The organism is Modestobacter sp. KNN46-3 (genome assembly GCF_011039295.1).
Genome location: NZ_JAAKGN010000006.1, coordinates 52,705 through 76,218 on the forward strand (window position 1 = coordinate 52,705; position 23,514 = coordinate 76,218).

25 protein-coding genes are annotated in these 23,514 nt (G+C 74.4%); 11 read left to right on the plus strand and 14 right to left on the minus strand.

Annotation, left to right across the window (positions count from 1 at the left end; genetic code table 11):
- Positions 1–7 precede the first annotated feature (7 nt).
- Together G5C62_RS03540 and G5C62_RS03545 are read right to left on the minus strand one after the other, a co-directional pair.
- Positions 8–1,297 carry a class I SAM-dependent RNA methyltransferase gene (locus tag G5C62_RS03540; protein ID WP_164699970.1) on the minus strand — a complete coding sequence of 430 codons (1,290 nt, stop codon included), beginning with the start codon at positions 1,295–1,297 and terminating at the stop codon, positions 8–10.
- Entirely contained in the window at positions 1,290–3,320 is a 2,031-nt protein-coding gene (locus G5C62_RS03545; protein ID WP_164699969.1) for an APC family permease, read from the minus strand. Before G5C62_RS03545 ends, G5C62_RS03540 begins: the two co-directional genes overlap by 8 nt.
- A gap of 190 nt (positions 3,321–3,510) precedes the next feature.
- On the opposite strand from G5C62_RS03545, the gene G5C62_RS03550 reads away from it, so the two are divergent.
- Together G5C62_RS03550 and G5C62_RS03555 are read left to right on the plus strand one after the other, a co-directional pair.
- Positions 3,511–4,179: a TrkA family potassium uptake protein gene (locus tag G5C62_RS03550; RefSeq protein WP_164699968.1), complete on the plus strand. Its 669-nt coding sequence runs from the start codon at positions 3,511–3,513 to the stop codon at positions 4,177–4,179.
- Entirely contained in the window at positions 4,179–4,847 is a 669-nt protein-coding gene (locus G5C62_RS03555; RefSeq protein WP_036338825.1) for a TrkA family potassium uptake protein, read from the plus strand. Before G5C62_RS03550 ends, G5C62_RS03555 begins: the two co-directional genes overlap by 1 nt.
- A 24-nt stretch (positions 4,848–4,871) precedes the next feature.
- On the opposite strand, the gene G5C62_RS03560 is transcribed toward G5C62_RS03555, so the two are convergent.
- The 7 genes from G5C62_RS03560 to G5C62_RS03590 form a co-directional block, all read right to left on the minus strand.
- A complete protein-coding gene (locus G5C62_RS03560) occupies positions 4,872–5,687 on the minus strand; it encodes a DUF3159 domain-containing protein (protein WP_241175679.1) in 816 nt (271 codons plus the stop codon).
- Positions 5,688–5,735: 48 nt separating this feature from the next.
- Positions 5,736–6,086, minus strand: coding sequence for an OB-fold nucleic acid binding domain-containing protein (locus tag G5C62_RS03565; RefSeq protein ID WP_036339075.1), 351 nt, complete (start codon positions 6,084–6,086; stop codon positions 5,736–5,738).
- A gap of 47 nt (positions 6,087–6,133) precedes the next feature.
- Positions 6,134–6,931: a S9 family peptidase gene (locus tag G5C62_RS03570; RefSeq protein WP_036339078.1), complete on the minus strand. Its 798-nt coding sequence runs from the start codon at positions 6,929–6,931 to the stop codon at positions 6,134–6,136.
- On the minus strand, positions 6,928–7,758 hold the full coding sequence (locus G5C62_RS03575) for a DUF3710 domain-containing protein (protein ID WP_164699967.1): 831 nt from the start codon (positions 7,756–7,758) through the stop codon (positions 6,928–6,930). The genes G5C62_RS03570 and G5C62_RS03575 overlap by 4 nt, the downstream gene beginning before the upstream one ends.
- Positions 7,759–7,760: 2 nt before the next feature.
- Complete coding sequence (gene dut / locus G5C62_RS03580) at positions 7,761–8,288, minus strand: dUTP diphosphatase (protein WP_081975436.1); 528 nt, start codon at positions 8,286–8,288, stop codon at positions 7,761–7,763.
- Positions 8,289–8,339: 51 nt separating this feature from the next.
- Positions 8,340–9,272: a hypothetical protein gene (locus G5C62_RS03585; protein ID WP_164699966.1), complete on the minus strand. Its 933-nt coding sequence runs from the start codon at positions 9,270–9,272 to the stop codon at positions 8,340–8,342.
- A gap of 138 nt (positions 9,273–9,410) precedes the next feature.
- On the minus strand, positions 9,411–9,713 hold the full coding sequence (locus G5C62_RS03590; protein ID WP_036336978.1) for a DUF4193 domain-containing protein: 303 nt from the start codon (positions 9,711–9,713) through the stop codon (positions 9,411–9,413).
- Between the two features lie 339 nt (positions 9,714–10,052).
- On the opposite strand from G5C62_RS03590, the gene G5C62_RS03595 reads away from it, so the two are divergent.
- Together G5C62_RS03595 and G5C62_RS03600 are read left to right on the plus strand one after the other, a co-directional pair.
- Positions 10,053–11,099 carry a phosphotransferase family protein gene (locus tag G5C62_RS03595; protein ID WP_164699965.1) on the plus strand — a complete coding sequence of 349 codons (1,047 nt, stop codon included), beginning with the start codon at positions 10,053–10,055 and terminating at the stop codon, positions 11,097–11,099.
- 58 nt (positions 11,100–11,157) lie between these two features.
- Positions 11,158–11,706: a LytR C-terminal domain-containing protein gene (locus G5C62_RS03600; protein WP_241175678.1), complete on the plus strand. Its 549-nt coding sequence runs from the start codon at positions 11,158–11,160 to the stop codon at positions 11,704–11,706.
- Between the two features lie 18 nt (positions 11,707–11,724).
- Here G5C62_RS03600 and G5C62_RS03605 read toward each other — a convergent pair whose 3' ends face one another.
- On the minus strand, positions 11,725–12,552 hold the full coding sequence (locus G5C62_RS03605) for an inositol monophosphatase family protein (protein WP_164699964.1): 828 nt from the start codon (positions 12,550–12,552) through the stop codon (positions 11,725–11,727).
- A gap of 63 nt (positions 12,553–12,615) precedes the next feature.
- Between G5C62_RS03605 and ppgK the strand changes: the two genes are divergently transcribed.
- The 5 genes from ppgK to G5C62_RS03630 all read left to right on the plus strand — a co-directional run bounded on the left by ppgK (position 12,616) and on the right by G5C62_RS03630 (position 19,465).
- A complete protein-coding gene (gene ppgK / locus G5C62_RS03610; RefSeq protein ID WP_206330447.1) occupies positions 12,616–13,359 on the plus strand; it encodes a polyphosphate--glucose phosphotransferase in 744 nt (247 codons plus the stop codon).
- A gap of 300 nt (positions 13,360–13,659) precedes the next feature.
- Positions 13,660–15,003, plus strand: a complete 1,344-nt coding sequence (locus G5C62_RS03615) for an RNA polymerase sigma factor (RefSeq protein ID WP_164699963.1) — start codon at positions 13,660–13,662, stop codon at positions 15,001–15,003.
- Positions 15,004–15,487: 484 nt separating this feature from the next.
- Entirely contained in the window at positions 15,488–15,712 is a 225-nt protein-coding gene (locus tag G5C62_RS03620) for a hypothetical protein (RefSeq protein ID WP_231558401.1), read from the plus strand.
- A gap of 146 nt (positions 15,713–15,858) precedes the next feature.
- The gene (locus tag G5C62_RS03625; protein ID WP_164699962.1) at positions 15,859–18,324 is read left to right on the plus strand and encodes a VanW family protein; all 2,466 of its coding nucleotides are present in this window, start codon (positions 15,859–15,861) and stop codon (positions 18,322–18,324) included.
- A 55-nt stretch (positions 18,325–18,379) separates the two neighbouring features.
- Positions 18,380–19,465: a YihY/virulence factor BrkB family protein gene (locus tag G5C62_RS03630; RefSeq protein WP_164699961.1), complete on the plus strand. Its 1,086-nt coding sequence runs from the start codon at positions 18,380–18,382 to the stop codon at positions 19,463–19,465.
- An 88-nt stretch (positions 19,466–19,553) separates the two neighbouring features.
- Here G5C62_RS03630 and G5C62_RS03635 read toward each other — a convergent pair whose 3' ends face one another.
- The gene (locus tag G5C62_RS03635) at positions 19,554–19,781 is read right to left on the minus strand and encodes a DUF3039 domain-containing protein (RefSeq protein ID WP_036336993.1); all 228 of its coding nucleotides are present in this window, start codon (positions 19,779–19,781) and stop codon (positions 19,554–19,556) included.
- Between the two features lie 69 nt (positions 19,782–19,850).
- Between G5C62_RS03635 and G5C62_RS03640 the strand changes: the two genes are divergently transcribed.
- Together G5C62_RS03640 and G5C62_RS03645 are read left to right on the plus strand one after the other, a co-directional pair.
- A complete protein-coding gene (locus tag G5C62_RS03640) occupies positions 19,851–20,789 on the plus strand; it encodes a pseudouridine-5'-phosphate glycosidase (RefSeq protein ID WP_206330446.1) in 939 nt (312 codons plus the stop codon).
- Positions 20,790–20,797: 8 nt separating this feature from the next.
- Positions 20,798–21,682, plus strand: a complete 885-nt coding sequence (locus G5C62_RS03645) for a carbohydrate kinase family protein (RefSeq protein WP_164699960.1) — start codon at positions 20,798–20,800, stop codon at positions 21,680–21,682.
- Position 21,683: 1 nt separating this feature from the next.
- Here the strand turns inward: G5C62_RS03645 and G5C62_RS03650 are convergent, their stop codons facing one another.
- The 3 genes from G5C62_RS03650 to G5C62_RS03660 all read right to left on the minus strand — a co-directional run bounded on the left by G5C62_RS03650 (position 21,684) and on the right by G5C62_RS03660 (position 23,505).
- On the minus strand, positions 21,684–22,019 hold the full coding sequence (locus G5C62_RS03650) for a DUF3099 domain-containing protein (RefSeq protein WP_164699959.1): 336 nt from the start codon (positions 22,017–22,019) through the stop codon (positions 21,684–21,686).
- A gap of 162 nt (positions 22,020–22,181) precedes the next feature.
- Entirely contained in the window at positions 22,182–22,781 is a 600-nt protein-coding gene (locus G5C62_RS03655; protein WP_164699958.1) for an HhH-GPD-type base excision DNA repair protein, read from the minus strand.
- Positions 22,782–22,899: 118 nt separating this feature from the next.
- Entirely contained in the window at positions 22,900–23,505 is a 606-nt protein-coding gene (locus G5C62_RS03660; RefSeq protein WP_164699957.1) for a bifunctional 2-polyprenyl-6-hydroxyphenol methylase/3-demethylubiquinol 3-O-methyltransferase UbiG, read from the minus strand.
- Positions 23,506–23,514 lie beyond the last annotated feature (9 nt).

The window sequence follows — 23,514 nt, forward strand, 5'->3', positions numbered from 1 at the left end:
CGCTCGCCTACGCCCTGACCAGCAGGGCGACGCACTCCACGTGGGCGGTCATCGGAAAGCAGTCGAACGCCCGCAGGTCCGCCAGCCGGTAGCCCGCCTGCCCGAACGCGGCGACGTCGCGAGCCAGGGACGCCGGGTCGCAGGCCACGTAGACCACGGCGCGGGCCCCGGCACCGGCGAGCACCCGGCTGACGTCCTGCCCGGCACCCGCCCGCGGCGGGTCCAGCACGACGACGTCCGGCCGGCCGAGGTCGCCGAGCAGCTCGGTGAGCCCGGCAGCGTCCACGTCGCCCTGCCAGACCTCGGCCTGCGGCAGGTCGGCGAGGTTCGCGTCGGCAGCGGCGCAGGCCGCGGCGTCGGACTCCACGCAGACCACCCGGCCCGCGGCGCCCACCCCGGGCGCCAGCGCCCCACCGAACAGGCCGGCACCGGCGTAGAGGTCCAGCACCGTCTCCCCCGGCTGCACCGCGGCGAAGCCGAGGACGGCGCCCACCAGTGCGTCGGCGGCGGCCGGGTGCACCTGCCAGAAACCGGTGCCCTCGACCTCCCAGTCCCGGCCACCGGCGGTCCGCTGCGCCCGCCCGGCCGGCTCCTCGGGCACCTCGGCGCCGGGCCGCAGCACCTGGGTCTCCAGCGGCCGGCCGCGGCGGTCCAGCGTCGTCGTCGTCACCACACCGGCCGAGTCGAGGGCGACGTCCACGGCACCGGCGTCCAACCAGCGCCGGGCCAGCACCGCCTGGGCAGCGGGCTCGGCGGTGATCGGGCAGTCGTCGAGCGGGACGACGTCGTGCGAGCGGTGCCGGCGCAACCCGGGCGAGCCCGTGCGGTCGACGGCGAACCGCGCCCGGGACCGCCAGCGCAGCGGCCCACCGGGCAGCGCCTCGACGGTGACGTCGACGTCCAGCCCGGCGAGCCGGGACAGCTGCTCGCGGACGACGTCGGCCTTGAGCCCGAGCTGGCCGGCGCGGCTGACGTGCTGCCAGTCGCACCCCCCGCACCGCCCGGGGCCGCTGTACGGGCACGGCCGCTCCACCCGGTCCGGCGCCGGCTCCAGCACCTCGACGGCGTCGCCGCGGCAGAAGCCCTTCTGCCGGTCCTCGGTCACCTCGACGACCACCCGCTCGCCGGGCAGCGTGTGCCGGACGAAGACGACGCGGCCCTCGTGCCGGGCCACGCAGTGCCCGCCGTGCGCGACCGGGCCGACGGTCACCTCGAAGCGCCGGCCCACCCAGCCGCCACGCGAGTCGGGGGCCTGGCGCTGCGGGCGGGCAGCAGGACGGCGACGGCGCTCAGCCATAGGGGGTCTGCTCGGCCTCGGAGGTCAGTCCGCGTCGCAGGTCGCCAGGGATCGGGCCGCCGCCGTTCCCGCCGTCGCGGTCGTGCGAGCCCTCCAGCTGCCACGGCACGCTGGTGATCATCACCCCGGGCAGGAACTGCAGTCGGGTGCGCAGTCGCAGCGCGCTCTGGTTGTGCAGCAGGTTCTCCCACCAGTGGCCCAGCACGTACTGCGGCACGAAAACCACGACCAGGTCCCTCGGGCCGGCGCGCCGGATGTCCTTGACGAAGTCCAGGACGGGGCGGGTGATCTCCCGGTACGGCGACTCCAGCACGGTCAGCGGCAGCGGGATGTCGTAGCGCTCCCAGTCCCGCTGGAGTGCGCGGGTGTCTGCGTCGTCCACGTTGACCGTCAGCGCGGTCAGGACGTCGGGCCTGGTCGCGCGGGCGAAGGCCAGCGCCCGCAGCGTTGGCTTGTGCACCTTGGACACCAGGACGACCGCGTGCACCCTGCTGGGCTTGGTCCGCGCGTCGCTGTCGGGCACCAGCTGCGCGGCCACCTGCGAGTAGTGCCGGTTGATCCCGCGCATCAGCAGGAAGATCACCGGCATCGCGGCGAGCACGATCCACGCCCCGCCGGTGAACTTGGTGACCACGACGATGAACAGGACGACGCTGGTCAGCGTGCCGCCGACGGCGTTGATCAGCCGGGAGCGCTGCATGCGACCGCGGGCGGCGGGCTCGGTCTCGCTGCGCAGCTCGCGGTTCCAGTGCCGCACCATGCCCCACTGGCCGATCGAGAAGCTGGTGAAGACGCCCACGATGTACATCTGGATCAGCTGGGTGGAGTCGGCCTCGAAGACGATCAGCAGCAGGATCGCGAAGCCGGCGAGCAGCAGGATCCCGTTGCTGTAGACCAGCTTGTCGCCGCGGGTGTGCAGCTGGCGGGGCATGAACCGGTCCTGCGCGAGCACCGAGCCCAGCAGCGGGAAGCCGTTGAAGGCCGTGTTGGCCGCCAGGATCAGCACCAGCGCCGTCGCCGCCTGGACGAGGTAGAAGCCGATGGAGTCCGCGCCGCCGAAGGTCGCCGCCGCCACCTGCGCGATCACGGTCCGCTGCGGCTGGTTCTCGCAGTCGAAGCCCACCAGGTCGCAGGCGTTCTCCACGTACTTCACGTCGGCCAGCAGGGCCATCGCCGTGACGCCGGCGAACATCGTGGCCGCGATGCCGCCCATCAGCGCCAGCGTCGTCGCCGCGTTCCGGCTCTTCGGTGGGCGGAACGCCGGCACACCGTTGGCGATCGCCTCCACCCCGGTGAGCGCCGTGCACCCGGAGGCGAAGGCCCGCAGCACGAAGAAGATCAGCGCCAGGCCGGTCACCTGCTCGTAGCCCGGTTCGGGCTCGATCGCGTAGCCCGCGCTCTCGGCCACCACGTCGCCGCCGGTGACGAGCTCCCGGATCAGCCCGGTGCCGATCATCACCAGGATGCAGGCGATGAACGCGTACGTCGGGAAGGCGAAGGTCTTCCCCGACTCCCGCACCCCGCGCAGGTTCACCGCCACGAGCAGGGCCACCAGCCCGACGGAGATGAGGACCCGGTGCTCGGCGAGCTCCGGGAACGCGGAGATGATGTTGTCCGTGCCGGAGCTGACCGACACCGCGACGGTGAGCACGTAGTCGACGAGCAGCGCGCTGGCGACGACCAGGCCGGCGAACTGGCCGTGGTTCTTCATCGCCACCTCGTAGTCGCCGCCGCCCGAGGGGTAGGCGTGCACCACCTGGCGGTAGGAGAGGACGACGACGGTCAGCAGCAGGACCACGAGCGCGGCCAGCCACGGGGTGAGGAAGAGGAACGTCGTCCCGGCCAGCGTCAGGAAGATGAGGATCTCCTGCGTCGCGTAGGCGACGGAGGAGAGCGGGTCGCTGGCGAAGATCGGCAGTGCGAGGTGCTTGGGCAGCAACGACTCACCGGCGCGGTCGCTGCGGACCGGCCGGCCGAGGACGAGCCGTTTCGGGAGTTGTCCGAGGTCGGACAGGCTTGGCACGGCGGCGATGGTACGGACGCTGAGCCCACCGTTGGGCCGGAACGGGGCGACCTCACTCACACGGGCTGCGCACTCGGCGATCCGGCCCCCGCTGTGCCACGACGGGCCCGCTTCGGGTGTACGTTCGCGCGCTGTACGCCCCGGCGGTCCGCAGGGGCGGCACGGATGCAGCAGACGGGGTGGGACACAGGTGCACGTGGTCGTGATGGGCTGCGGCCGCGTCGGCTCGGCGATCGCCCGGCGACTCGAGGTGATCGGCCACAGCGTCGCGGTGATCGACCAGGACCCCGAGGCCTTCCGCCGGCTCGGTCCCGAGTTCGGCGGCCGCCAGGTGACCGGGCTCGGCTTCGACCGGCAGACCCTGCTGGACGCAGGCATCGACTCCGCCGGGGCGTTCGCCGCCGTGAGCAGCGGGGACAACTCCAACATCATCGGCGCCCGCGTCGCCCGTGAGACGTTCGGCGTCGAGCACGTCGTCGCCCGGATCTACGACTCCAAGCGGGCCGAGGTGTACGAGCGGATGGGCATCCCCAGCGTCGCCACCGTGCCGTGGACGGTCGGCCGGCTGATGCGGGAACTGCTCTCGGTGAAGGTGACCGAGATCTGGCGGGAGCCCACCGGCAAGGTGCTGCTCATGCGGATCACCGTCACCGACGGCTGGGTCGGCCGGCCGCTGGCCGAGCTGGAGAAGGCCTCCGGTGCCCGGGCGGCCTGGCTGGTGCGCTTCGGTGAGGCGCAGCTCATCACCCCGACCACGGTGCTGCAGACGGGCGACCACCTCGTCGTCGCCGCCACCGACGAGCTCACCGAGCGGGTGCACCAGGCCGTCGAGCAGGGTCACACCGGAGGGCAGCGCTGATGCGCGTCGCCATCGTCGGGGCCGGCGCGGTCGGCCGGTCCATCGCCACCGAACTGCTGGGCAACGGCCACGCCGTGATGCTCATCGAGAAGAACGGCTCCCGGGTCAAGCCCCGGGCGGTGCCGGGCGCCGAGTGGGTCCAGGCCGACGCCTGTGAGGTCTCCTCCCTGGAGGAGGCCCAGCTGGCCACCTGTGACGTGGTCATCGCCGCCACCGGTGACGACAAGGCCAACCTGGTCGTCTCGCTGCTGGCCAAGACCGAGTTCGCGGTTGCCCGCGTGGTGGCCCGGGTCAAGGACCCACGCAACGAGTGGCTCTACACCGAGTCGTGGGGCGTGGACGTCGCCGTCTCGACTCCCCGGGTGCTCGCCGCCCTGGTGGAGGAGGCGGTCACGGTGGGCGACGTCGTCCGGCTGATGAGCTTCCGCAAGGGCGCGGCGAACCTGGTCGAGATCACCCTCGCCGACGACACCCCGTGGGTGGGCCGGCCGGTGCGCGAGGTGCCGCTGCCCCGGGAGACCGTGCTCACCACCATCCTGCGTGGCGACCGCGTCATCGCCCCCGACCCCGACGAGCCGCTGGAGGCCGGGGACGAACTGCTGTTCGTCGCCCACGGCGACATCGAGGAGCAGCTGCAGACGATCATGTGCCCCGACGGGAGCTGTTGAGCGACCCACCCGCAGCGGTGGCCGTCAGGCGGTGGAGCGGTCCTCGGGCTCTGCCGGGTCCTCGACGAGCGGCGGCTCGGAGCGGTGCCGGTGCAGCCGGGCCACCACCCACAGGGTCACCACGAGCTGGGCCGCGGTCAGCGGCAGGCCCAGCACCAGCGAGGACGTCGCCAGCAGCTCGACCTCGTCGCGCAGGTAGAAGAACCCCTGGACGGCGGCCCGCAGCAGGAACACCGCCGCCCACAGCACGGTCAGCCAGCTGTAGGCCCGCAGCATCCGCGGGTCCTCGCGCCAGTGCCGCTCCGGCTCGGGGTCCGGAGCCCGGGCGCCGGACACCACCGGCACGGTGGCGCCCCCCTCCACCGGCACGGGCGTCGCGGCTGGGTCCCGGCGCGCGCGACCGCGCAGCGACGGCAGCCGGTGGGCGGACATCGCCCCGAGGTGGCTCGGCGCCAGGAACTCGGCGATCACCCCCACCAGCGGACGGCGGAAGAGGATCGAGCCGAGCAGGATCACGGCTATCACGGCGCCGCGCACGATGCCCAGCACGAAGAAGTCCCGGGCCTGCCCGGAGTACGCGGTGATCGCCACGGCCACGGCGACGGCGAACAGCCCGCTGACGGCCTGCTGGATGCCCTCCCGGCGGACCAACCGCAGCAGGAAGACCAGCACCGCCGCGACCAGGGCCGCCCAGATGCCGACGGTCAGGCCGCCCACGGAGTTGGCCACGATGAACGCGATCGTGGGCAGCGAGGCGTCGACCATGCCGCGCCAGCCACCCAGCTGGTCCAGCACCAGGTGCCGGTCGAACGTCACTCCCCCGCGGTCGGGCTCGCTCACCACTGGGTCCCGCCGGGCCGTCCGGTCATGCCCGCACCGACGACCGGGTCACCCGGCGCTCAGCTCGTACCAGGGGTTGTAGATGACCTGCCGGCCCTCGAAGGCCGCGAAGCGCCCGCGTGCGGTGAGCCGGCGGCCGGGCTCGATGCCCGGGATCCGGCGGCGGCCCAGCCAGACCAGCGTGACCGACCCGGAACCGTCGAAGAGCTCGGCCTCCAGGGTGGGCACCGTCTCGCGCGGGGTGTAGACGACCGACTTCAGCCGACCGGTGACCGTCACGACCTCGCCCTTGCGGCAGGCGCTGACCGCCGAGCAGCCGGCGGACGCCACCCCGGAGCGGAGTTCCTGGGCGTCCACGGTCCGGTCGTCGGCGGTGAGCTTCTGGAGCTTGCGGGACAGCCAGCCCCGCGCGCCGGGCTCCGTGGAGGCACCGGTCCTGGTCTCGGTCACGATCCCAGGGTAGTGCCGCCGGCGGCCGCTGTCCGACGGTCGGCCAGCCAGTCCACGGTGCGTCGCCAGGCCACACCGGAGACGTCGATCACGGCCATGTGGTCACCGGGGACGACCACCACCTCGACCGTGTCCCCGAGCGCGGCCGCGGCGGCGGCGAACCGCCGGCTCTGGTCCAGCGGCACGGAGGTGTCCTCCTCCCCGTGCACGCACAGGACCGGCACCCCGGTCGGCAGCAGCCGCACCGGGTCCGCCGCGGCGTACCGGTCGGGCAGCTCCGCCGGCGTGCCGCCGAGGAAGCCGGCCGTGGCCCCGTCCCCGAGATCGGCGGCGACCGCCGCACCCAGGTCCAGCACACCGGCCTGGGCGACGACTGCGCTGACCGGCACCCGCGGGTCGGCCCCCGGCGCCCCGGCGGGCAACCGGCCGCGGCCCGCGGTCCACGCCGCGAGGTGCCCGCCCGCGGAGTGGCCCAGGACGGTGACGTCACCGAGGTCCAGGCGCGCCGCGGACGGCACGTCGGGAAGGGCGTCCACCGCAGCGGCGACGTCCTGGAGCGTGGTGGGCCAGCCCCCACCGGCACCGACCCGGCGGTACTCCACGGCCACCGCGGCCCAGCCTCGGGCGGCGAGGTCGGCGGCCAGCGGACGGGCCAGCTCGATGCCGTAGCGGGCCCGCCAGAAGCCGCCGTGCACCACCACCACGACGGGCGCCGGGCCGTCGCCGGCCGGCAGGGAGACCTCCAGGAACTGGTCGGGCCCGGGGCCGTAGTCGTGCCGGACGGGCTCGGTCACCCGACGGTCCCGGGCTCGGTGGGCGGCGCAGCGGGCGGTCGACTGGTCGGCGGCGTGGCCGGCGGCGGCGCGACCGGAGACGCGGCCGGCGGCGTCGTCGGAGGTGCTGCCGGTGCGGCGGGTCGGCGGGCGGTCGGCCGCGGGGCCTGGCCCGCGGCCTGCCGGCGGGCGACCTGCTGGGCTGCCTGCGGTGGCAGCGTCAGGGGGAGCTGTTCGCGCACGGGCATCGGCTGCGGCCCGCGGACGACGACGACGGACCGGAACGCCGCCTCCAGCGGCGCAGCCGCCTCCGGCGTGGCGGCCGCGGAGCCGCTGATCATCCCGCGGAGGAACCACCGGGGGCCGTCGACGCCCAGGAAGCGGGTGGGACGGCGCACCGGCTTGGGTGCCCCGGTCTCCCCCGGCTGCGGTGGCGCCGCGACCAGGATGGACCCGACCAGCTCAGGGCCGAACGGCCCGTCCACCTCGGTGAGCCGGCCGCCCTGCCCGCTCGCCCCGCGGGCGAGCTCGGCGCGGACGTCGTCCCACAGGCCGCCGGCACGCGGGGCGGCGAACACCGACAGCTGCAGCAGCGAGTCGCCGGCACGGAGGCTGGCCCCGACCACCTTCTGCTGGGCGTTGACGTCCACCCGCAGCTCCATGCCGGGGAGGGCCGGCAGCCGGAGGGCCCCGAGGTCGACGCGCGGCCGACCGTCCTCCGGGGCGTCGGCCTCGTCCCACGGCCCGCTGGTCGCTGTCTCCTCCCGCTCCCGCACCTGCGGTTCCGGGGGCACGCCCCGCTCCCGCAGGCTGCGGTCGATCCGGTTGCGTCGACGTCCGAACGGCATCGTCAGGCCCGTCCTTCCAGAGATGAGGGGGTCAGGTCGGCGGCCAGCGCAGCTGCCCCGCCGGTGGAGCCGTGCCCGCCGCTGCCGCGCTCGCTGCCGGGCAGCTCGGGGACCGGCACGAACCGAGCCCGCACCACCGGCTGCACCACCAGCTGGGCCACCCGGTCGCCGCGGGAGAGCCGCAGCGTGGTGGTCGGGTCGAGGTTGACCAGGTTGACCTTGATCTCGCCCCGGTAACCCGCGTCGATCGTGCCCGGTGCGTTGACCAGGCTCAGCCCGAGCCGGTGCGCCAGCCCCGAGCGTGGGTGCACGAAGCCGGCGAACCCCTCGGGGATCGCGACGGCGACCCCCGTGCCCACCAGCGCGCGCTGGTGCGGCGCGAGCACCACGTCCTCGGCCACGCACAGGTCGGCGCCGGCGTCACCGGGCAGGGCGTAGGCCGGGAGGACGGCGGCGGCGCCGAGGACGACGGGCACGTCGACGACGGCGGCCACGCCGGCCGGGGGCTGCTCGGGCAGGGGAACGGGCACGGCGGCGAGGCTAGCCGCGCCGACCGGTGCCCGTGCGGGCCGACCCGGCGGTCAGGCGCCGGGAGCGGACGGCGGCAGCACGAGGTCGGCACGCAGCCGGTCGGCCAACGCGGCCGTCGCCCTGCGGTTGCCGCGGGCGGCCAGGGTCGCGCCGACCAGCAGAGGTGCCACCGACGTCGTGCTCCGGGCCAGGCGGCGGGTGATCCGACGCCGCAGCGCAGCCGTCCCGGCCGTGCTCAGCGCGGCGAACAGCCCACCGGAGGAGGTGCTCCCGACGGCCCGCTGGGTGCTCCAGCTGGCCAGGTACGCACCGGCTCGGGCCCGGGCATCGCCCGGCGCCGGCCGGCCGGCCAGCTCGTGCAGCTCCCCGACCAGGACCACCTCGACGGCGGCCACCAGCACGGTCTGCGCACCGAGCTCCAGCGGGACGGCGACCAGGGACGGTGGCGCGAACCACTGCGCCGCGGCCAGACCGCCGGTCGCGGCGCCGACCCCACCGGTGAGCCGGGCCGCCCGGGCGACGAGGGCGTCGGCGATCTCCGCGTCGGAGGCGCCGGGATGAGCCCGTCGCAGCCGGGCCCCGTCCCGGATCGGGAGCCGGGGGGCAGCCGCGTCCAGGAGGTCGCCCAGCAGACCGGAGGGGGCCGAGTTCCCACGGGTCGTCCCACCGCGGTCGTCCGTGCCCGCGGAGCCCTCGCGCCCGGAGCCGGCCCGGGCGTCCCGGGCCGCGGCGGTGACCGCGGAGACGACGTCGGCGAGCACACCGGTCGCCGCCCGTGCACCCGCGGCCGTCCGGCCCGGTCCGCCGCCGTCCCGTCCGCGGGTGCCCACGCCGGGTTCGTCCCGGCCGAGCAGCCCGGCCACGGCGTCGGCGAGAGCCCGCGCAGCGGCGCCGAGGCCGCTGTCGGCGCCGACGACCTCACCCTCCACCGGCGTCCCGCCCACGGGGCGCGGCGGCGGGACGTCACGCGGCTGCTGGCTCATCGGTTCCCCTCGACGACGACGTGCTCGAACTGCTCCCTCGCAGGGTCCCACCGCGAGCCGGGTGACGTACTGGGACGGCCCCCCTTGCAGGGCCCCGCCACCGAGCTCGCGAGCGGTGGGGGGCAAGGGGGTCCTTCTTCAGGCCGCGCAGTCCCGGCAGACCGGCTGCCCGTTGCGGGTGGCCGCCAGCCGGCTGCGGTGGTGCACCAGGAAGCAGCGCGAGCAGGTGAACTCGTCCTCCTGCTTGGGCAGCACGCGGACGGTGAGCTCCTCGTTCGACAGGTCCGCTCCGGGGAGCTCGAGGGCCTCGTTGAAGTCGGTCTCGTCGACGTCCACCGAGGAGGACTGCGCCTCGGCCCGACGGGCCTTCAGCTCCTCCAGGGAGTCCTCGCCGAGCTCGTCGGCCTCGTTGCGCCGGGGGGCGTCGTAGTCCTGGGCCATGGTGTGCCCCTCACTCTCTCTTCGTCGCGGGCGCACGGCCCGCTCGTCTGCCGTCGGCGGCGGGCGCCGACGGCGGTGGTGCCGGCCGCCAGGAGCGGCCGGGGGTGTCGCGCCGGTCCGGGAGCCACATGGCCCCTGTCCCGGGTCGCTCGGTGGTGCACCGGACTGGTCCGGGTCGACCGGTGGGCGAGCACGCCTCCTGGTCGTCCCGGCGTCCTGCACCCAGCCAGCCGCCCAACGCCGTCCGGCCCCGGTTTGTGCCCGCCTGTCGGAGACCGACACATCGGGACCTCCGGGAGGCCGGCCGAGCCGAGGAGCGCCAGAGGCTACCCTGCCGCCGTGGGGACTCCAGTGGGTGCTGATCCGGGGGTCGTCGGCCCTTATCTGGCGACTGCTCTCGGGCACGAGAAGTGGCGATCGGTCCGGGTCGAGCTGATCGCCGCGGGCATGTCGAACCTCACGTACGTGGTGACGCCGGAGGGCGGCCCGGAGGACGACGTGGTGATCCTGCGCCGGCCGCCGACGGGTGCGGTGCTGGCCACCGCCCACGACATGGTGCGCGAGCACCGGGTCATCTCCGCGCTGGCCGGCACCCCCGTCCCGGTGCCCCGCACGTTGCACCTGGCCACCGACACCTCCGTGCTGGGCGCCCCGTTCTACGTGATGGAACGCGTGGTCGGCGTGCACGTGGTCAACGAGCTGCCGCCCGGGTACGCCGACGAGCCGGCCCAGCGCGGGGCCGTGGCCGACGGCCTGATGGACACCCTCGCCGCCCTGCACGCCGTCGACCCCACGTCGGTCGGGCTGAGCGACTTCGGCCGCCCGGAGGGGTTCCTGGAGCGACAGGTGCGCCGCTGGACCAAGCAGTGGGACGCCACCCGCGACACCGACCGGCCGGAGCTGGACGCACTGGCCGCCCGGCTGGCCGAGACCGTGCCCGCCACCCGGCGCACGGGCATCACCCACGGCGACTACCGGCTGGACAACTGCCTGCTGGACCCCCAGACCCCCGGCCGGGTGCGCGCCGTCCTGGACTGGGAGATGTCCACGCTCGGCGACCCGCTCACCGACCTGGGGATGCTCTTCGTCTACTGGCCGCAGGCCGGCGAGGAGCGGGCCGTCTCCGTCTCGCAGGTCACCACGCTGCCCGGCTTCCCGACCCGGCTCGAGCTGGCCGAGCGGTACGCCGCCAGCAGCGGCGCCGACCTGTCGGACCTGAACTGGTACGTGGGCTTCGCCTACTTCAAGTTCGCCGCGATCGTCGCCGGCATCGTGGCCCGGTCGGCGGCCGGCGCGATGGCCGGCAAGGACACCACCGGCTACGCCGACAAGATCGACCCCTGTGTGCAGCTGGGACGCGCCGCACTCGAGGACGGTGCGCTGTAGCCGCTCCGGACGCCGCTAGGGTCGACTGCGTGTACGTGCCGGCCGCCGTGAGGACCCAGTGACCGAGCTCGCCGACGACACCGCCGAGCGCGGACCCGACGCCCCGCGCCGCAACCGCCGGCCGGTGCCGGCCCTGGTGTTCCTGCTGGTGCTCGCCCTGGCCGCCATGGGCGTCTGGTGGAACGTGCTCAGCGACGAGAAGGCCCGGGAGCAGGCCGAGGAAGCGGTCTGCAGCAGCGCCAGCAACGTGCCGACCGAGCTGGACCCGGCCACGGTGTCGATCAGGGTCTACAACGCCACGGACACACCCGGACTGGCCAGTGAGGTCACCACGACCCTGCAGAGCCGCGGGTTCGTCGTCACCGAGACCGCCAACGACCCCAGCACCGCCGACGTGACCGGGGTCGGGGAACTGCGGTTCGCCGGCCCGGGACGGGAGGCCGCCGACTTCCTGCGGCTGTACCTGCCCGGCGCCACCAACCGCGTCGACACCCGCTCCACCGGCGTCGTCGACCTCGTGATCGGGCCGGACTTCGCCGGCCTGGCCAGTGAGGAGGAGGTCGCCGCCGCACTGCTCGAGGCGGCGAGCGCCGAAGCGGACTGCTGACCCGCCGCGCGTCCCCGGTCAGCCGGCGGCGTGCAGCCGGTCCAGCAGCGCGAGCAGGGGCTCGGCGACCGAGTCGGCCACCGCGACCGCCATCGGCTCGGCGAACGGGCGGCCACCCGTCCCGGTGACGACCAGCCCGGCCTCCGCGGCGATGAGCGCGCCGGCCGCGTGGTCCCAGGGCTTGAGGTCCAGCTCGTAGTAGGCGTCCACCCGGCCTGCCGCTGCCGCGCACAGGTCCAGCGAGGCGCACCCCCAGCGGCGGATGTCCCGCACCTCGGGGAGCAGCTGCGCGACGACCGCGCCCTGGGCACGGCGCTGCTCCACCCGGTACCCGAAGCCGGTCGCCACCAGGGTCTGCTCCAGCGAGGCCGGGGAGCTGCCGTGCAGCTGCATCGCCGCCGCCCCAGGGGCGGTGAGCCAGGAACCCCGACCGCGGACCGCGGTGAACAGCTCGCCGGTGCCGACGTTGAGCACCACGCCGACCTCGATGCGCCCGTCGACCTCGCCGGCGATGGAGACGGCATAGGCGGGCAGGCCGTAGAGGAAGTTCACCGTGCCGTCGATCGGGTCGACCACCCAGCGGACGCCGCTGGTGCCCGTGCGGGACGCGCCCTCCTCCCCCAACACCCCGTCGTCCGGCCGGGCCTCGAGCAGCCGGCGCACGATGAGCTCCTCGCTGGCGGTGTCGACGGCGGTCACGACGTCGACCGGGCTGGACTTGGTGTCGACCTGCTCCGCGGCGCGGCTGCGCCCCGCCCCGACGAGGACTGCCGCCTCCTCGGCGGTGGCCCGGGCCAGCTCCAGCAGCTCGGTGGACAGGTCGGGCACGGGGGTGCCGGAGGTCATCACGGAGAGCGATCCTGCCCGACCTGTGCGCCGTCCGCGGCGGGGGTCGCTAGCCTGCCTCCCGTGCAGGGCTTCGGAGTGGACATCGGTGGCAGCGGCATCAAGGGCTGTGTGGTCGACCTGGACAGGGGGGAGCTGGTCGGGGCACGGGTGCGCATCCCGACCCCGCAGCCGGCCCTGCCCGACCCGGTCTACGGCGTCGTGGCCGACATCGTCGGGCAGTTCGGGTGGGAGGGACGCATCGGCGTCACCTACCCGGGGGTGATGAAGCACGGGGAGGCCTTCACCGCCGCCAACATGGACAAGAGCTGGATCGGCACGGACATGGCCGCCGGGCTCGAGGCGGTCATCCCCGGCACCGTCCAGACGCTCAACGACGCCGATGCCGCCGGCATCGCCGAGATGGCCTACGGCGCCGGCCGGGGTGAGCGCGGTCTGGTGCTGATGCTGACCTTCGGCACCGGCATCGGCAGCGCGCTGTTCATCGACGGCACCCTCGTGCCGAACACCGAGTTCGGCCACATCGAGGTCGACGGCCAGGACGGCGAGAAGCGCGCGTCGGCGTCGGCACGGGAGCGCGAGGAGCTCAGCTACCCGCAGTGGGCCAAGCGCGTGGACCGGTACCTCGACACGCTGGAGGCCAGCCTCTGGCCCGACCTGATCATCGTCGGCGGCGGGGTGAGCAAGAAGGCGGAGAAGTGGGTGCCGCTGCTGTCCACCCGGACCCGGGTCGTCGCCGCCGAGCTGCTCAACGACGCCGGGATCGTCGGCGCGGCACTCGCAGCCGAGCAGCACATCGGTCAGTGACGACGGACTGACGTCGGCCCCCCTCCTCCCCGTCCGGGGCGGGGGGCGGCCTGGGCACCGGGTCGCGCGCACAGAACCTGTGGACCCCCGCGTGCGCGTCGTTACAATGGGAACGCCCCACCGCGACGCTCCCCTAGCCAATAGATCATCCCCACTCCCGGCCCGGCGAAACCCCGCACGGCGTGCGTCTCGTCCGGTCCCTCGGTGGGCCCTGTCACGCCCGAGCGTCGTCCGGGCCGCTGCCCGCAGGCCACCGCGGCCCTCCAGGAACGCACTGCAGTAGCACGGGAAGGAACCCGAGTGCCCGCCGACCAGCCAGGACCGGACGCGACCACGGTGAGCAGCCAGAGTCGCAGCAGGACGGTCGCCGCCCGTGCCAGCGCCTCGTCGACCACCGCACCGGTGACCGCGACGGGCAAGAAGGCCCCGGCCAAGAAGGCCCCGGCGAGGAAGACCGCCTCCCGCAAGCCGACGATCAGCCCCTCCCCGGGCACCGGTGAGGGCACCGTCCTCACCGCCGTCGCCTCCGACGGGGCGACCCTCGCCGTGGTCGACGCCGGGGCCGAGGGCCTCAAGCTCGACGAGACCGTCGTGACCGGCAAGGACGGCGTCGCCGTCGCCGAGACCGAGGAGAAGGACGCCGAGCCCAGCGGCGACTTCGAGTGGGACGACGAGGAGGAGTCCGAGGCGCTGCGGCAGGCCCGCAAGGACGCCGAGCTCACCGCGTCGGCCGACTCGGTCCGCGCCTACCTCAAGCAGATCGGCAAGGTCGCCCTGCTCACCGCCGAGGAGGAGGTCGACCTCGCCAAGCGGATCGAGGCCGGCCTCTACGGCGCCGAGCGGCTCCGCCAGGTCGAGGAGGACGGCCAGAAGCTCTCCCCGCAGATGCGCCGGGACCTCAACTGGATCGTCCGGGACGGTGAGCGCGCGAAGAACCACCTGCTGGAGGCCAACCTCCGTCTCGTGGTCTCCCTGGCCAAGCGCTACACCGGCCGCGGGATGGCCTTCCTGGACCTGATCCAGGAGGGCAACCTCGGACTCATCCGCGCGGTCGAGAAGTTCGACTACACCAAGGGCTACAAGTTCTCCACCTACGCGACCTGGTGGATCCGGCAGGCCATCACCCGCGCCATGGCCGACCAGGCCCGCACCATCCGCATCCCGGTGCACATGGTCGAGGTCATCAACAAGCTCGGCCGCATCCAGCGCGAGCTGCTCCAGGACCTGGGCCGCGAGCCCACCCCGGAGGAGCTGGCCAAGGAGATGGACATCACCCCGGAGAAGGTGCTGGAGATCCAGCAGTACGCCCGGGAGCCGATCAGCCTGGACCAGACCATCGGCGACGAGGGCGACAGCCAGCTCGGTGACTTCATCGAGGACTCCGAGGCCGTCGTGGCCGTCGACGCGGTCAGCTTCACCCTGATGCAGGACCAGCTGACCAGCGTGCTGCAGACGCTGTCGGAGCGGGAGGCCGGCGTCGTCCGGCTGCGGTTCGGGCTCACCGACGGCCAGCCGCGCACCCTGGACGAGATCGGCCAGGTCTACGGCGTGACCCGCGAGCGGATCCGCCAGATCGAGTCCAAGACCATGTCCAAGCTGCGCCACCCCAGCCGCTCCCAGGTCCTGCGCGACTACCTGGACTGAGAAACACCCCCTCCTCCCCACCCTTCGCACGCTCAGGGCGGGCCCTTGGAGGGGGCCGGGCGAAGCCCTCTCTTGCTGCAGGGGGCCGCTCCAGCACGTTGCCTGCGGCCGGTGACCCGAGCGGGTGACCGGCCGCTGGTGTGTCCGGGCGCGCGAGCGGGTCGACCGCTCCCATCGGGTGATGCGGTGGTGTGCGACGGCACGCACCGGGTAGACGGCGTAGCGTGGGGGACGTCAGAACAGCAGCGGACCCACACACCGCCAGCCGGTGACAGCACCACCCAGCACGTGCACCATCCGGACCCAGTTCCGAACCAGTGACGTCCCCTGCTGACCCGCTCCACCCGCACCTCGAGTGTCACGGCCGCATCTCATTCGGCGAGTTCGTGCACGACAGGCGCAGGAACGGGAACACGAGGGGCCATCCTGGCGCTGTGCAGGAGGCCGATCCGCAGCCGCGGGTCCGTGCGGTAGAGAGCGAGTGATGAGCCAGATGACCCAGACGCTGACGACGACCCCGCCCACCGAAGAACTCGTCGTTCCCTTCCACTGCGACCGTTGCGGTGCTCTGGCCAAGGTGCGAGTGGTCCTCCCGAGTGGGAGTGACCTCGTCTTCTGTGGACACCACGCACGTGAGTACGAGGACAAGCTCCGCGACATCGCGGCCGACATCATCGAGACCGACGGCGAGGCGCGCCTCTCCAACTGAGTGGGCCAACTATCGTCGCGCCAGCGATGAAGCCCTCACTCGACGAAGCCGCCGACAGCCCGGACCCGCACCGCGGGGTCGGGGGGTCGGCGGCTTCGTCGTCGTCGGGACCGGCCACCGGTCCCCCGCGATCCGGAGATCGACCGATGCCGCAGGAACCCCGCGGGGTCTCGGACACCGTGCGCCTGCAGCCCGACGGCACCGTCGGCAGCAGCCGCCCGGCGCCGCCCGCACCGCCGGCCCCGCCCAAGGCCGGGCCCGCCGACTCCCCGGCCGCGGCCGAGCCGCCGGCACGCGTCGGCACCGCCCAGGGCACCGCTCCCGAGCCGTCCGCGGAGTCCGAGCCACCGGCGGACGCCGAGCAGCCCGCGGACGTCGAGCAGCCCGTGGACACCGAGCAGCGCGGGGAAGCGCAGCCACCCGCGGACAGCGAGCCGTCAGCGGACACCCCGCAGCCCGGGGACACCCAGGTGATCGGCCCTCCCGTCGAGGCAGGCGGCCCCCCGCCGCCCGCCGCACCGGAGCAGCCCCTGGTCCCCGGGTCACCCACTCCAGCCGCCACCTCGCCGGCCGACTCCCCGACGGTCGCGGACGCCCCGGTGGGTGGTCCTGCGGTCGAGGACACCGCCGTGGTCACCCGCGTGGACACCCCAGCCGCCGCATCCGTGGACACCGGCAACGGGGACGCGGCTCACCGGAAGGCCCCGACCGGGTCCTCGCCCGCCGCTGCTCCGCGCGGTCCTGGCGGGCCACCGCCGGCGGGCACCACCGGCGCCGGGGACGGCAGCGACGGCGGCGACGGGAACAGCGCCCCCGCGTGGCGCCGACGCAGGGTGCTGGTGCCTGCCGCCGTCCTCCTGACCCTGGGCGTCCTCTACGGCGCCGACCTGGCCCTGGCCGGAGGCGACGTCCCCCGCGGGACGGCCGTCGGCGGCGTCGACGTGAGCGGCCTCTCCCCCGCTGCCGCCGCACAGCGGCTGGAGGGCGACCTGGCGCCGAAGGTCGCCGCCGACCACCCGGTGGTGGCCGACGGCGTGACGGGCGTGCTGCACCCGGCGTCGGCGGGGATCGCCCTGGACGTGCCGGCCACCGTGGACGCCGTCGACGACCAGCCCCTCAACCCGTGGACCCGCTTCACCTCGCTGTTCGCCGAACGCGACGTCGACGCCGTCCTCACCGCCGACGAGACGGCGCTGGACGCGCAGCTCGAGCAGCTCGCCGCCACCGTCGACCGGGCGCCGGTCGACGCGACGATCACCCTCGACGGCACCGAACCGTCGCTCGTGGAGCCGGTCGACGGCCGGACCCTGGACCGGGCCGGCGCTGCCGAGGCGATCACCGCGACGCTGGCCGCGGGTGGCGCGGTCGACGACCCGATCGAGCTCCCGGTCGAGGTGACCGAGGTGCAGGTGGCGGCCGAGGAGGCCGCGCGGGTGCTGGAGGAGACGGTCGTCCCGGCGCTCTCGGCCCCGGTCACCGTGGTCGGCCCCGCCGGCTCGGAGTCCGTGGAGGTCCCGGTCACCGCGATCGCCGCGTCGCTGACGTTCACCCCCCAGGACGACGGCACCCTCGCCGTCGCGGTCGACCCGGCGACGCTGCAGGCGGAGATGGGCGAGGCCTTCGGCGTCTTCGGCTCCCCCGCCCAGGACGCCCGGTTCGAGGTCTCCGGTGACACGATCGCCGTCGTCCCGTCGGTCGACGGCCAGGGCATCAACCCGGCCCAGCTGGCCGACCAACTGCTCCCGGTGCTCACCGAGCCGGCTCCGCGCACGGTCACCGGTGTGCTGGGCCCGGTGCCGGCCTCCCTCACGACCGAGCAGGCGCAGGCGCTGGGGATCACCGAGAAGGTCAGCTCCTTCACCACCGAGTTCACCAACCAGGCCAGTGGCACGAACATCCGCGTCGTGGCGGCGGAGGTCGACGGCGCCCTCGTCCGACCGGGCGAGACCTTCAGCCTCAACGGGTACACCGGTCCCCGCGGCACAGCGCAGGGCTACGTCCCGGCGGCGGTGATCAGCGGCGGCGAGCTGTCCAAGGCGGTGGGCGGTGGCATCAGCCAGTTCGCGACCACCATGTTCAACACGGTGTTCTTCGCGGGGCTGGAGGACGTCTACCACAAGCCGCACAGCTTCTACATCAGCCGCTACCCGGCGGGACGTGAGGCCACGGTCTACGAGGGCCAGATCGACCTCAAGTGGCGCAACGACACCGACACCGGCATCTACGTGCAGACCGAGTGGACCCCCGGCTCCCTCACGGTCACCTTCTGGGGCACGAAGTACTACGACATCGAGTCGATCAGCAGCGAGCGCCGCAACATCCGGGAGCCCGCCGTCCAGGAGAAGGTGGACGAGGGGAACTGCACGCCCCAGTCGGGGTCGCGCGGCTTCGACATCACCGTGACCCGGGTGTTCCGCGACCTCGACAGCCAGGCCGAGCTGCGTCGGGAGGACTTCGAGACCCGCTACGCCGCCGAGGCGATCATCTCCTGCGTGCCCCCGCCCGCGCCGCCCGCCGACCCTGCTGCCGGGGACCCGGCAGCCGGCGGTACGACGCCGGCCGGCCCGCCGGCCACCACGCCGACCACCCAGCCGCCCGCCCCGGCCGGCTGACGTCGGGGGCGGACACCGAGGCACTCCGGACACCCCGGCCGTGCACACTGGACCCGTGGCCTCCGTCGTCCCCCGCAGCTCAGCGGCGCACGCCGGTGACCTGGACGGCGACACAGTCGGGACCCCACCGGTGACCGAGCAGCCTGTCGATCAGGAGTCCGGGAGCGCTGAGAAGCCACCTCGGCGCGGGCTGGTCGGCCGGCTGCCGACGCCCCTGCGGGTGCCGCTGCAGGTGCTGGGCCGCACGCTGGCCAAGGCGTGGAACGACCGCATCCTGGGGTTGTCCGCGGAGGCCGCGTTCTGGCAGATCCTCTCGGTCCCCCCACTGCTCATCGGGCTGCTGGGCTCCCTGGGCTACCTCAGCTCGTGGATCGGCGAGGATGCGGTGCGCCAGATCGAGAGCGAGCTGGTCAGCGCGTCCGCGGAGGCGCTGACCCCCGGCGTGGTGGCCGACCTGGTGCAGCCGACCCTGAACGACATCCTCGGCTCCGGCCGGCTGGAGATCGTCAGCATCGGCTTCCTGATCTCGCTCTGGGCCGGGTCCTCGGCGACGGCGACGTTCCTCAACACAGTGGTCATCGCCTACGACCAGCGGGACGTGCGGGGCCCGATCAGGACCCGGCTCATGGCGCTGTGGCTGTTCATCGTCGGGCTGGTGCTGGCCGTGCTGACGCTGCCGCTGCTGGTGCTCGGCCGCGGGACGCTGGTCGCGCTCATGCCCACCGACTGGCAGGGCACCGCCGCCCTGCTGGTCAACGCCGTCTACTGGCCGCTGGTCGTCATCGCCCTGGTGCTGGGGCTGACGAGCTTCTACCACGTGATCCTGCCGCGGCGGCTCCCATGGCACCGGCACCTGCCTGGCGGGCTGTTCGCCGTCGTCTTCTTCACTGGCGCAGCGGTCGTGCTGCGCAGCTACGTGGCCGACATCCTCACCGTGGCCCTGCCCTACGGTGCGCTGGCCGCGCCGATCGCCGCGCTGCTGTTCTGCTTCCTGCTCGGCATGTCCCTGCTCCTGGGCGCCGAGCTGAACGCCACCATCGAGGCGTGGTGGCCGGCCCCGCGCCCGCGGCACGATCGGCGCCGGCAGCGCCGCCGGGCGGCGAAGATCGAGCTCGAGGCGCAGAAACTCGGCCTGAGGTAGCGGGTCGGTCCGCCCAGCACGGGCTGGCCGGCCCCGGGCGGGCTCCCGGCCCGAGCCGGAGCGAGGGGTCGGGGGCGGGGGCCTCCCGCTACTTCTTGAGCTGGTTGTAGACCTCCTTGCAGGCCGGGCACACCGGGCTGCCGGGCTTGGGGGTCTTGGTCACCGGGAAGACCTCGCCGCACAGCGCCTCGACCATCGTCCCCATGACCGCGCTCTCGGCGATCTTGTTCTTCTTGACGTAGTGGAAGACCTCGTTGGCGTTGCCGGTGTCGGACTCGCGGACGTCCGGGCGCTCGAGGATGTCGCTGCTGCTCACGGTCTGCTCCCTCGGTTCGGGGGTCCGGACCGGGGTCCGGTCCGTACGGGGTGCCCCCATGATGGCAGGGTGCCGTCGACCCCCCGCTCCCCCAGCCCGTCCACCGCCGTCCTGTCCCCGGAGGTCGCCGACGCGCTCGAGGGAGGCCGGCCGGTGGTGGCGCTGGAGAGCACGCTGCTGGCGCACGGCCTCCCCCGCCCGGAGAACCGCAGGGCAGCCGACCAGATCGAGGACGCCGTCCGGGCCGGTGGTGCGGTGCCGGCCACCATCGCCGTGCTGGACGGCGTGCCCCACGTGGGGCTGACCGCGGCGGAGGTCGACCGGCTCTGCGCCGACCCGGAGCTCGCCAAGCTCGGGGTCCGCGACCTGCCGATCGCCGTGGCGCAGGGGCGCAGCGGAGCCACCACGGTCTCCAGCACGGCGCTGCTCGCCGCCCGGGCCGGCATCGGCGTCTTCGCCACCGGCGGGCTCGGCGGGGTGCACCGGCACGCCGCCGACACCTTCGACGAGTCCGCGGACCTGGTGGCGTTGGCGCGCACCTCGCTGGTCGTGGTCTGTGCCGGGGTGAAGTCGATCCTCGACGTCCCGGCCACGCTCGAGCGCCTGGAATCCCTGTCGGTCAGCGTCGTCGGCTACCGCACGCACCGGTTCCCCGGCTTCTACGTCGCCGACTCGGGCTCCCCGGTCGACTGGTCGGTGGCCTCCGCCGCTGAGGCGGCACGGGTGTTCGCCGCCCGGCGGGAGCTCGCCCCCGGCGCGGTGGTCGTGGCCAACCCGCTCCCGGTCGACCAGCAACTGGACCCGGCGCTGCACGACCGGGTCATCGCCGACGCGCTGGCCGCGGCCGACGCCGCCGGGGCGCGCGGCAAGGACGTCACCCCGTTCGTCCTCGGGCACCTGCACGCGGCCAGTGGTGGCGCGAGCCTGGAGGTCAACGTGCGACTGGTGCTGCGCAACGCCGAGCTGGCGGGGCAGATCGCGGCCGAGCTCGCCGCGCTCCCCCGCTGATCCCGGCCGTGGCGACGCCCCCGGTGGTCGTCGTGGGCGACGTCTGCACCGACGTCGTCGTCCTGCTGGCGGGTGCACCGGCACCGGGGTCGGACCGGCCGGCGTCGATCACCACGCGGGGCGGCGGCGCCGGGGCCAACGTGGCCGCGCACCTGGCGGCGCTCGGCACCCCGGTTCAGCTCGTCGGCTGCGTGGGCGCGGATGTCGCCGGGGAGGCACTGCGCCGTGAGCTCGCGGCCGCGGGGGTGGCCCTGGCGGTGCGCGTGGTCGACTCGGCGCCCACCGGGACGATCGTCAGCCTGGTCGAACTCGGCGGGGAACGGAGCATGCTGGCCGACCGCGGCGCCAACCTGGCGTTGCGGCCCGCCGACGTACCGGCACCCGTGACCGGCGGGCACCTGCACCTGTCGGGCTACACCCTGCTGGACGCCGGTCCACGCGCCGCCGGGCTGGCCGCCCTGGCGGCGGCGCAGCAGGCCGGCTGCACGATCTCGGTCGACCCGGCCTCGACCGGCCCGCTGACCGGCCACGGGGTCGACCGGTGGCTCGCCGACACCGCGGCGGCGACCCTGCTGTTGCCGAACGCGGCCGAGGCCCGCCTGCTCACCGGTCGCGCCGACCCTGCAGCGGCCGCGCGGGAGCTGGCGGCCCGGCACCCGGTGGTCGTGGTCAGCCTGGGCGCCGACGGCGCACTGTGGGCGGCCGGCGACCTGCTGGTGCACCGGCCGGCGCACCCGGCCGCGGTGGTGGACACCACCGGTGCCGGCGACGCCTTCACCGCGGGGGTGCTGACGGCGTGGACGGCGGCGGGCGAGGACCCCGACCCGACGGCCGTCCTGGAGGCAGGCCTGGCGCGGGCCGCCACCGTGGTGGGACGGCCCGGCGCCCGCTGACTCACATGTCGATGACGCGGGCCCTGCTGCTGCCGGACTCCAGGATCCGGTCCGGCGCCGGCGGCCGGTAGCGGTTCATGTCGATCTTCTTCTTCGGCGGCCGGTCGTTGGCCATGACGACGGCGATCCACGGCAGCACGGTGCCGAGGACGGCGAAGACGGCCATCAACCAGATCGAGTAGGTGTAGGTCATCGCCGCCAGGACGAGGCTGACGCCACGGATCGCCATGGTGATGGCGTAGCGCTTCTTCCGAGCGGCGTGCTGGTCGACCTGGCTGGGCTCGGCCTCGGTGATGAGGACCGGCTCGTTGCGGCTGCTGGACTGGCTGGAGGCCACGGACGCCCTTCCCTGGACCGGCCGGGGGAAGGGCGGCGGTGGTCGGCTGGATCGCCCATGCGGGTGGTGCGACCGGCCCCCGGAGCCCCCGGCTCCTGAGACCCATGGTGCCACTCGATCGTGCGCGATGCAGGGGTCCGGCGACACCGTCCGTGCTGCGCCTCAGTCGGTCCCGGACCTCCCGGCCCGCGCCTCCTTCGCCGCCTGCTTGGCGGCCTGCTTGGAGCTGCGCACCTCGGCCAGCGACGCCGGGCCGGTGATGTCGGCGACCGACCGGCGCGCCCCCTCCTGGCCGTAGTCGCCGGCGGCCTGCCGCCAGCCGGGCGGGGTGACGCCGCACTGCTTGCCCAGCAGGGCCAGGAAGATCGCCGCCTTCTGGGCGCCGAACCCGGGCAGCTCCCGCAGCCGGCGGAGCAGGGTGGCGCCGTCCGGGACGTCGGCCCAGACGGCGTCGGCCCGGCCGTCGTACCGCTCCACCAGCGCCCGGGCGAGCTCCTGGGTACGGCCGGCCATCGACCCGGGATAGCGGTGCACCGCCGGTGGGCCGGCGAAGTGCCGCTGCAGCACCTCGGGGTCGCACTCGGCGAGCTGCACCGCCGACAACGTCTCCACGCCCAGCCGGTCGGCCAGCAGCCGGGGCCCGGCGAACGCCCGCTCCATGGGGAACTGCTGGTCGAGCAGCATCCCGATCAGTAGCGCGAGCGGATCGCGGCTGAGCAGCTCGTCGGCGGCAGTGTCCTGGGCGATCCGGATCGTCGGCACACGGAGATCGTGCCGCAGCACGCCCCAGACGCACCCACCCGCCGCCACAGCGACCCGGCTGTCCTCGCCCGGTCGACGACTGCCGGGCGCCCAGCAGCACGGCCGACGCTGCGACCCGTCAGGCTCGCCGCAGGCGGTACCAGTGCGGCGCGGTGCGCTTGAGCGGGCCGGGCATCCCGGCCACGTCGGCGGGCTCGTCGTCCACGAGGGTCCAGCCGGGAAAGGCCGTCTCCACGTCGCCGCGGCCGGCACCGCGTGGCAGGAGCGGGCGCCGTCCGGGCCGGAAGGCCAGCAGCAGCAGCGTTGCGTCGCGGGCGGCGACGGCGGTGACCCGCTCCCCCATGACCGCCCGCTGGCCGTCCGTCAAGCCGTGGAAACACCCGACGTCGAGGAAGAAGGCGACCTCGCCCACCTCGCCCAGGTGGAGGTCGGTGACGTCGCCCTCGAGGAACCTGACGTCCAGCCCGTCCTCGGCAGCCCTCGCCCGGGCCTGCCGGACCGCGGCACCCACCGCATCGATCCCGGTCACGCGCCACCCCCGCTGGGCGAGCTGGAGGGAGTGGCCCCCGGTCCCGCAGCCGAGGTCGAGTGCCGGCCCGTAGGGCGGGGTCCGCTCGGCCTCCTCCCGGTGCACCAGGGCGGTGAACTGAGCCGCGGCGCCCCGTCCCGCACGCTCCCAGGGGGTGATGCCGAGGCGGTAGGCGAGGGCGTATCCGGTGCTCATGGGCACCTC

Coding starts and splice junctions, on each gene's coding strand:
- G5C62_RS03540 (WP_164699970.1), bottom strand. CDS start 1,297: ATGGCTGAGCGCCGTCGCCGTCCTGCTGCCCGCCCGCAGCGCCAGGCC.
- G5C62_RS03555 (WP_036338825.1), top strand. CDS start 4,179: ATGCGCGTCGCCATCGTCGGGGCCGGCGCGGTCGGCCGGTCCATCGCC.
- G5C62_RS03575 (WP_164699967.1), bottom strand. CDS start 7,758: ATGCCGTTCGGACGTCGACGCAACCGGATCGACCGCAGCCTGCGGGAG.
- G5C62_RS03585 (WP_164699966.1), bottom strand. CDS start 9,272: ATGAGCCAGCAGCCGCGTGACGTCCCGCCGCCGCGCCCCGTGGGCGGG.
- G5C62_RS03590 (WP_036336978.1), bottom strand. CDS start 9,713: ATGGCCCAGGACTACGACGCCCCCCGGCGCAACGAGGCCGACGAGCTC.
- G5C62_RS03605 (WP_164699964.1), bottom strand. CDS start 12,552: ATGACCTCCGGCACCCCCGTGCCCGACCTGTCCACCGAGCTGCTGGAG.
- G5C62_RS03620 (WP_231558401.1), top strand. CDS start 15,488: ATGAGCCAGATGACCCAGACGCTGACGACGACCCCGCCCACCGAAGAA.
- G5C62_RS03625 (WP_164699962.1), top strand. CDS start 15,859: ATGCCGCAGGAACCCCGCGGGGTCTCGGACACCGTGCGCCTGCAGCCC.
- G5C62_RS03660 (WP_164699957.1), bottom strand. CDS start 23,505: ATGAGCACCGGATACGCCCTCGCCTACCGCCTCGGCATCACCCCCTGG.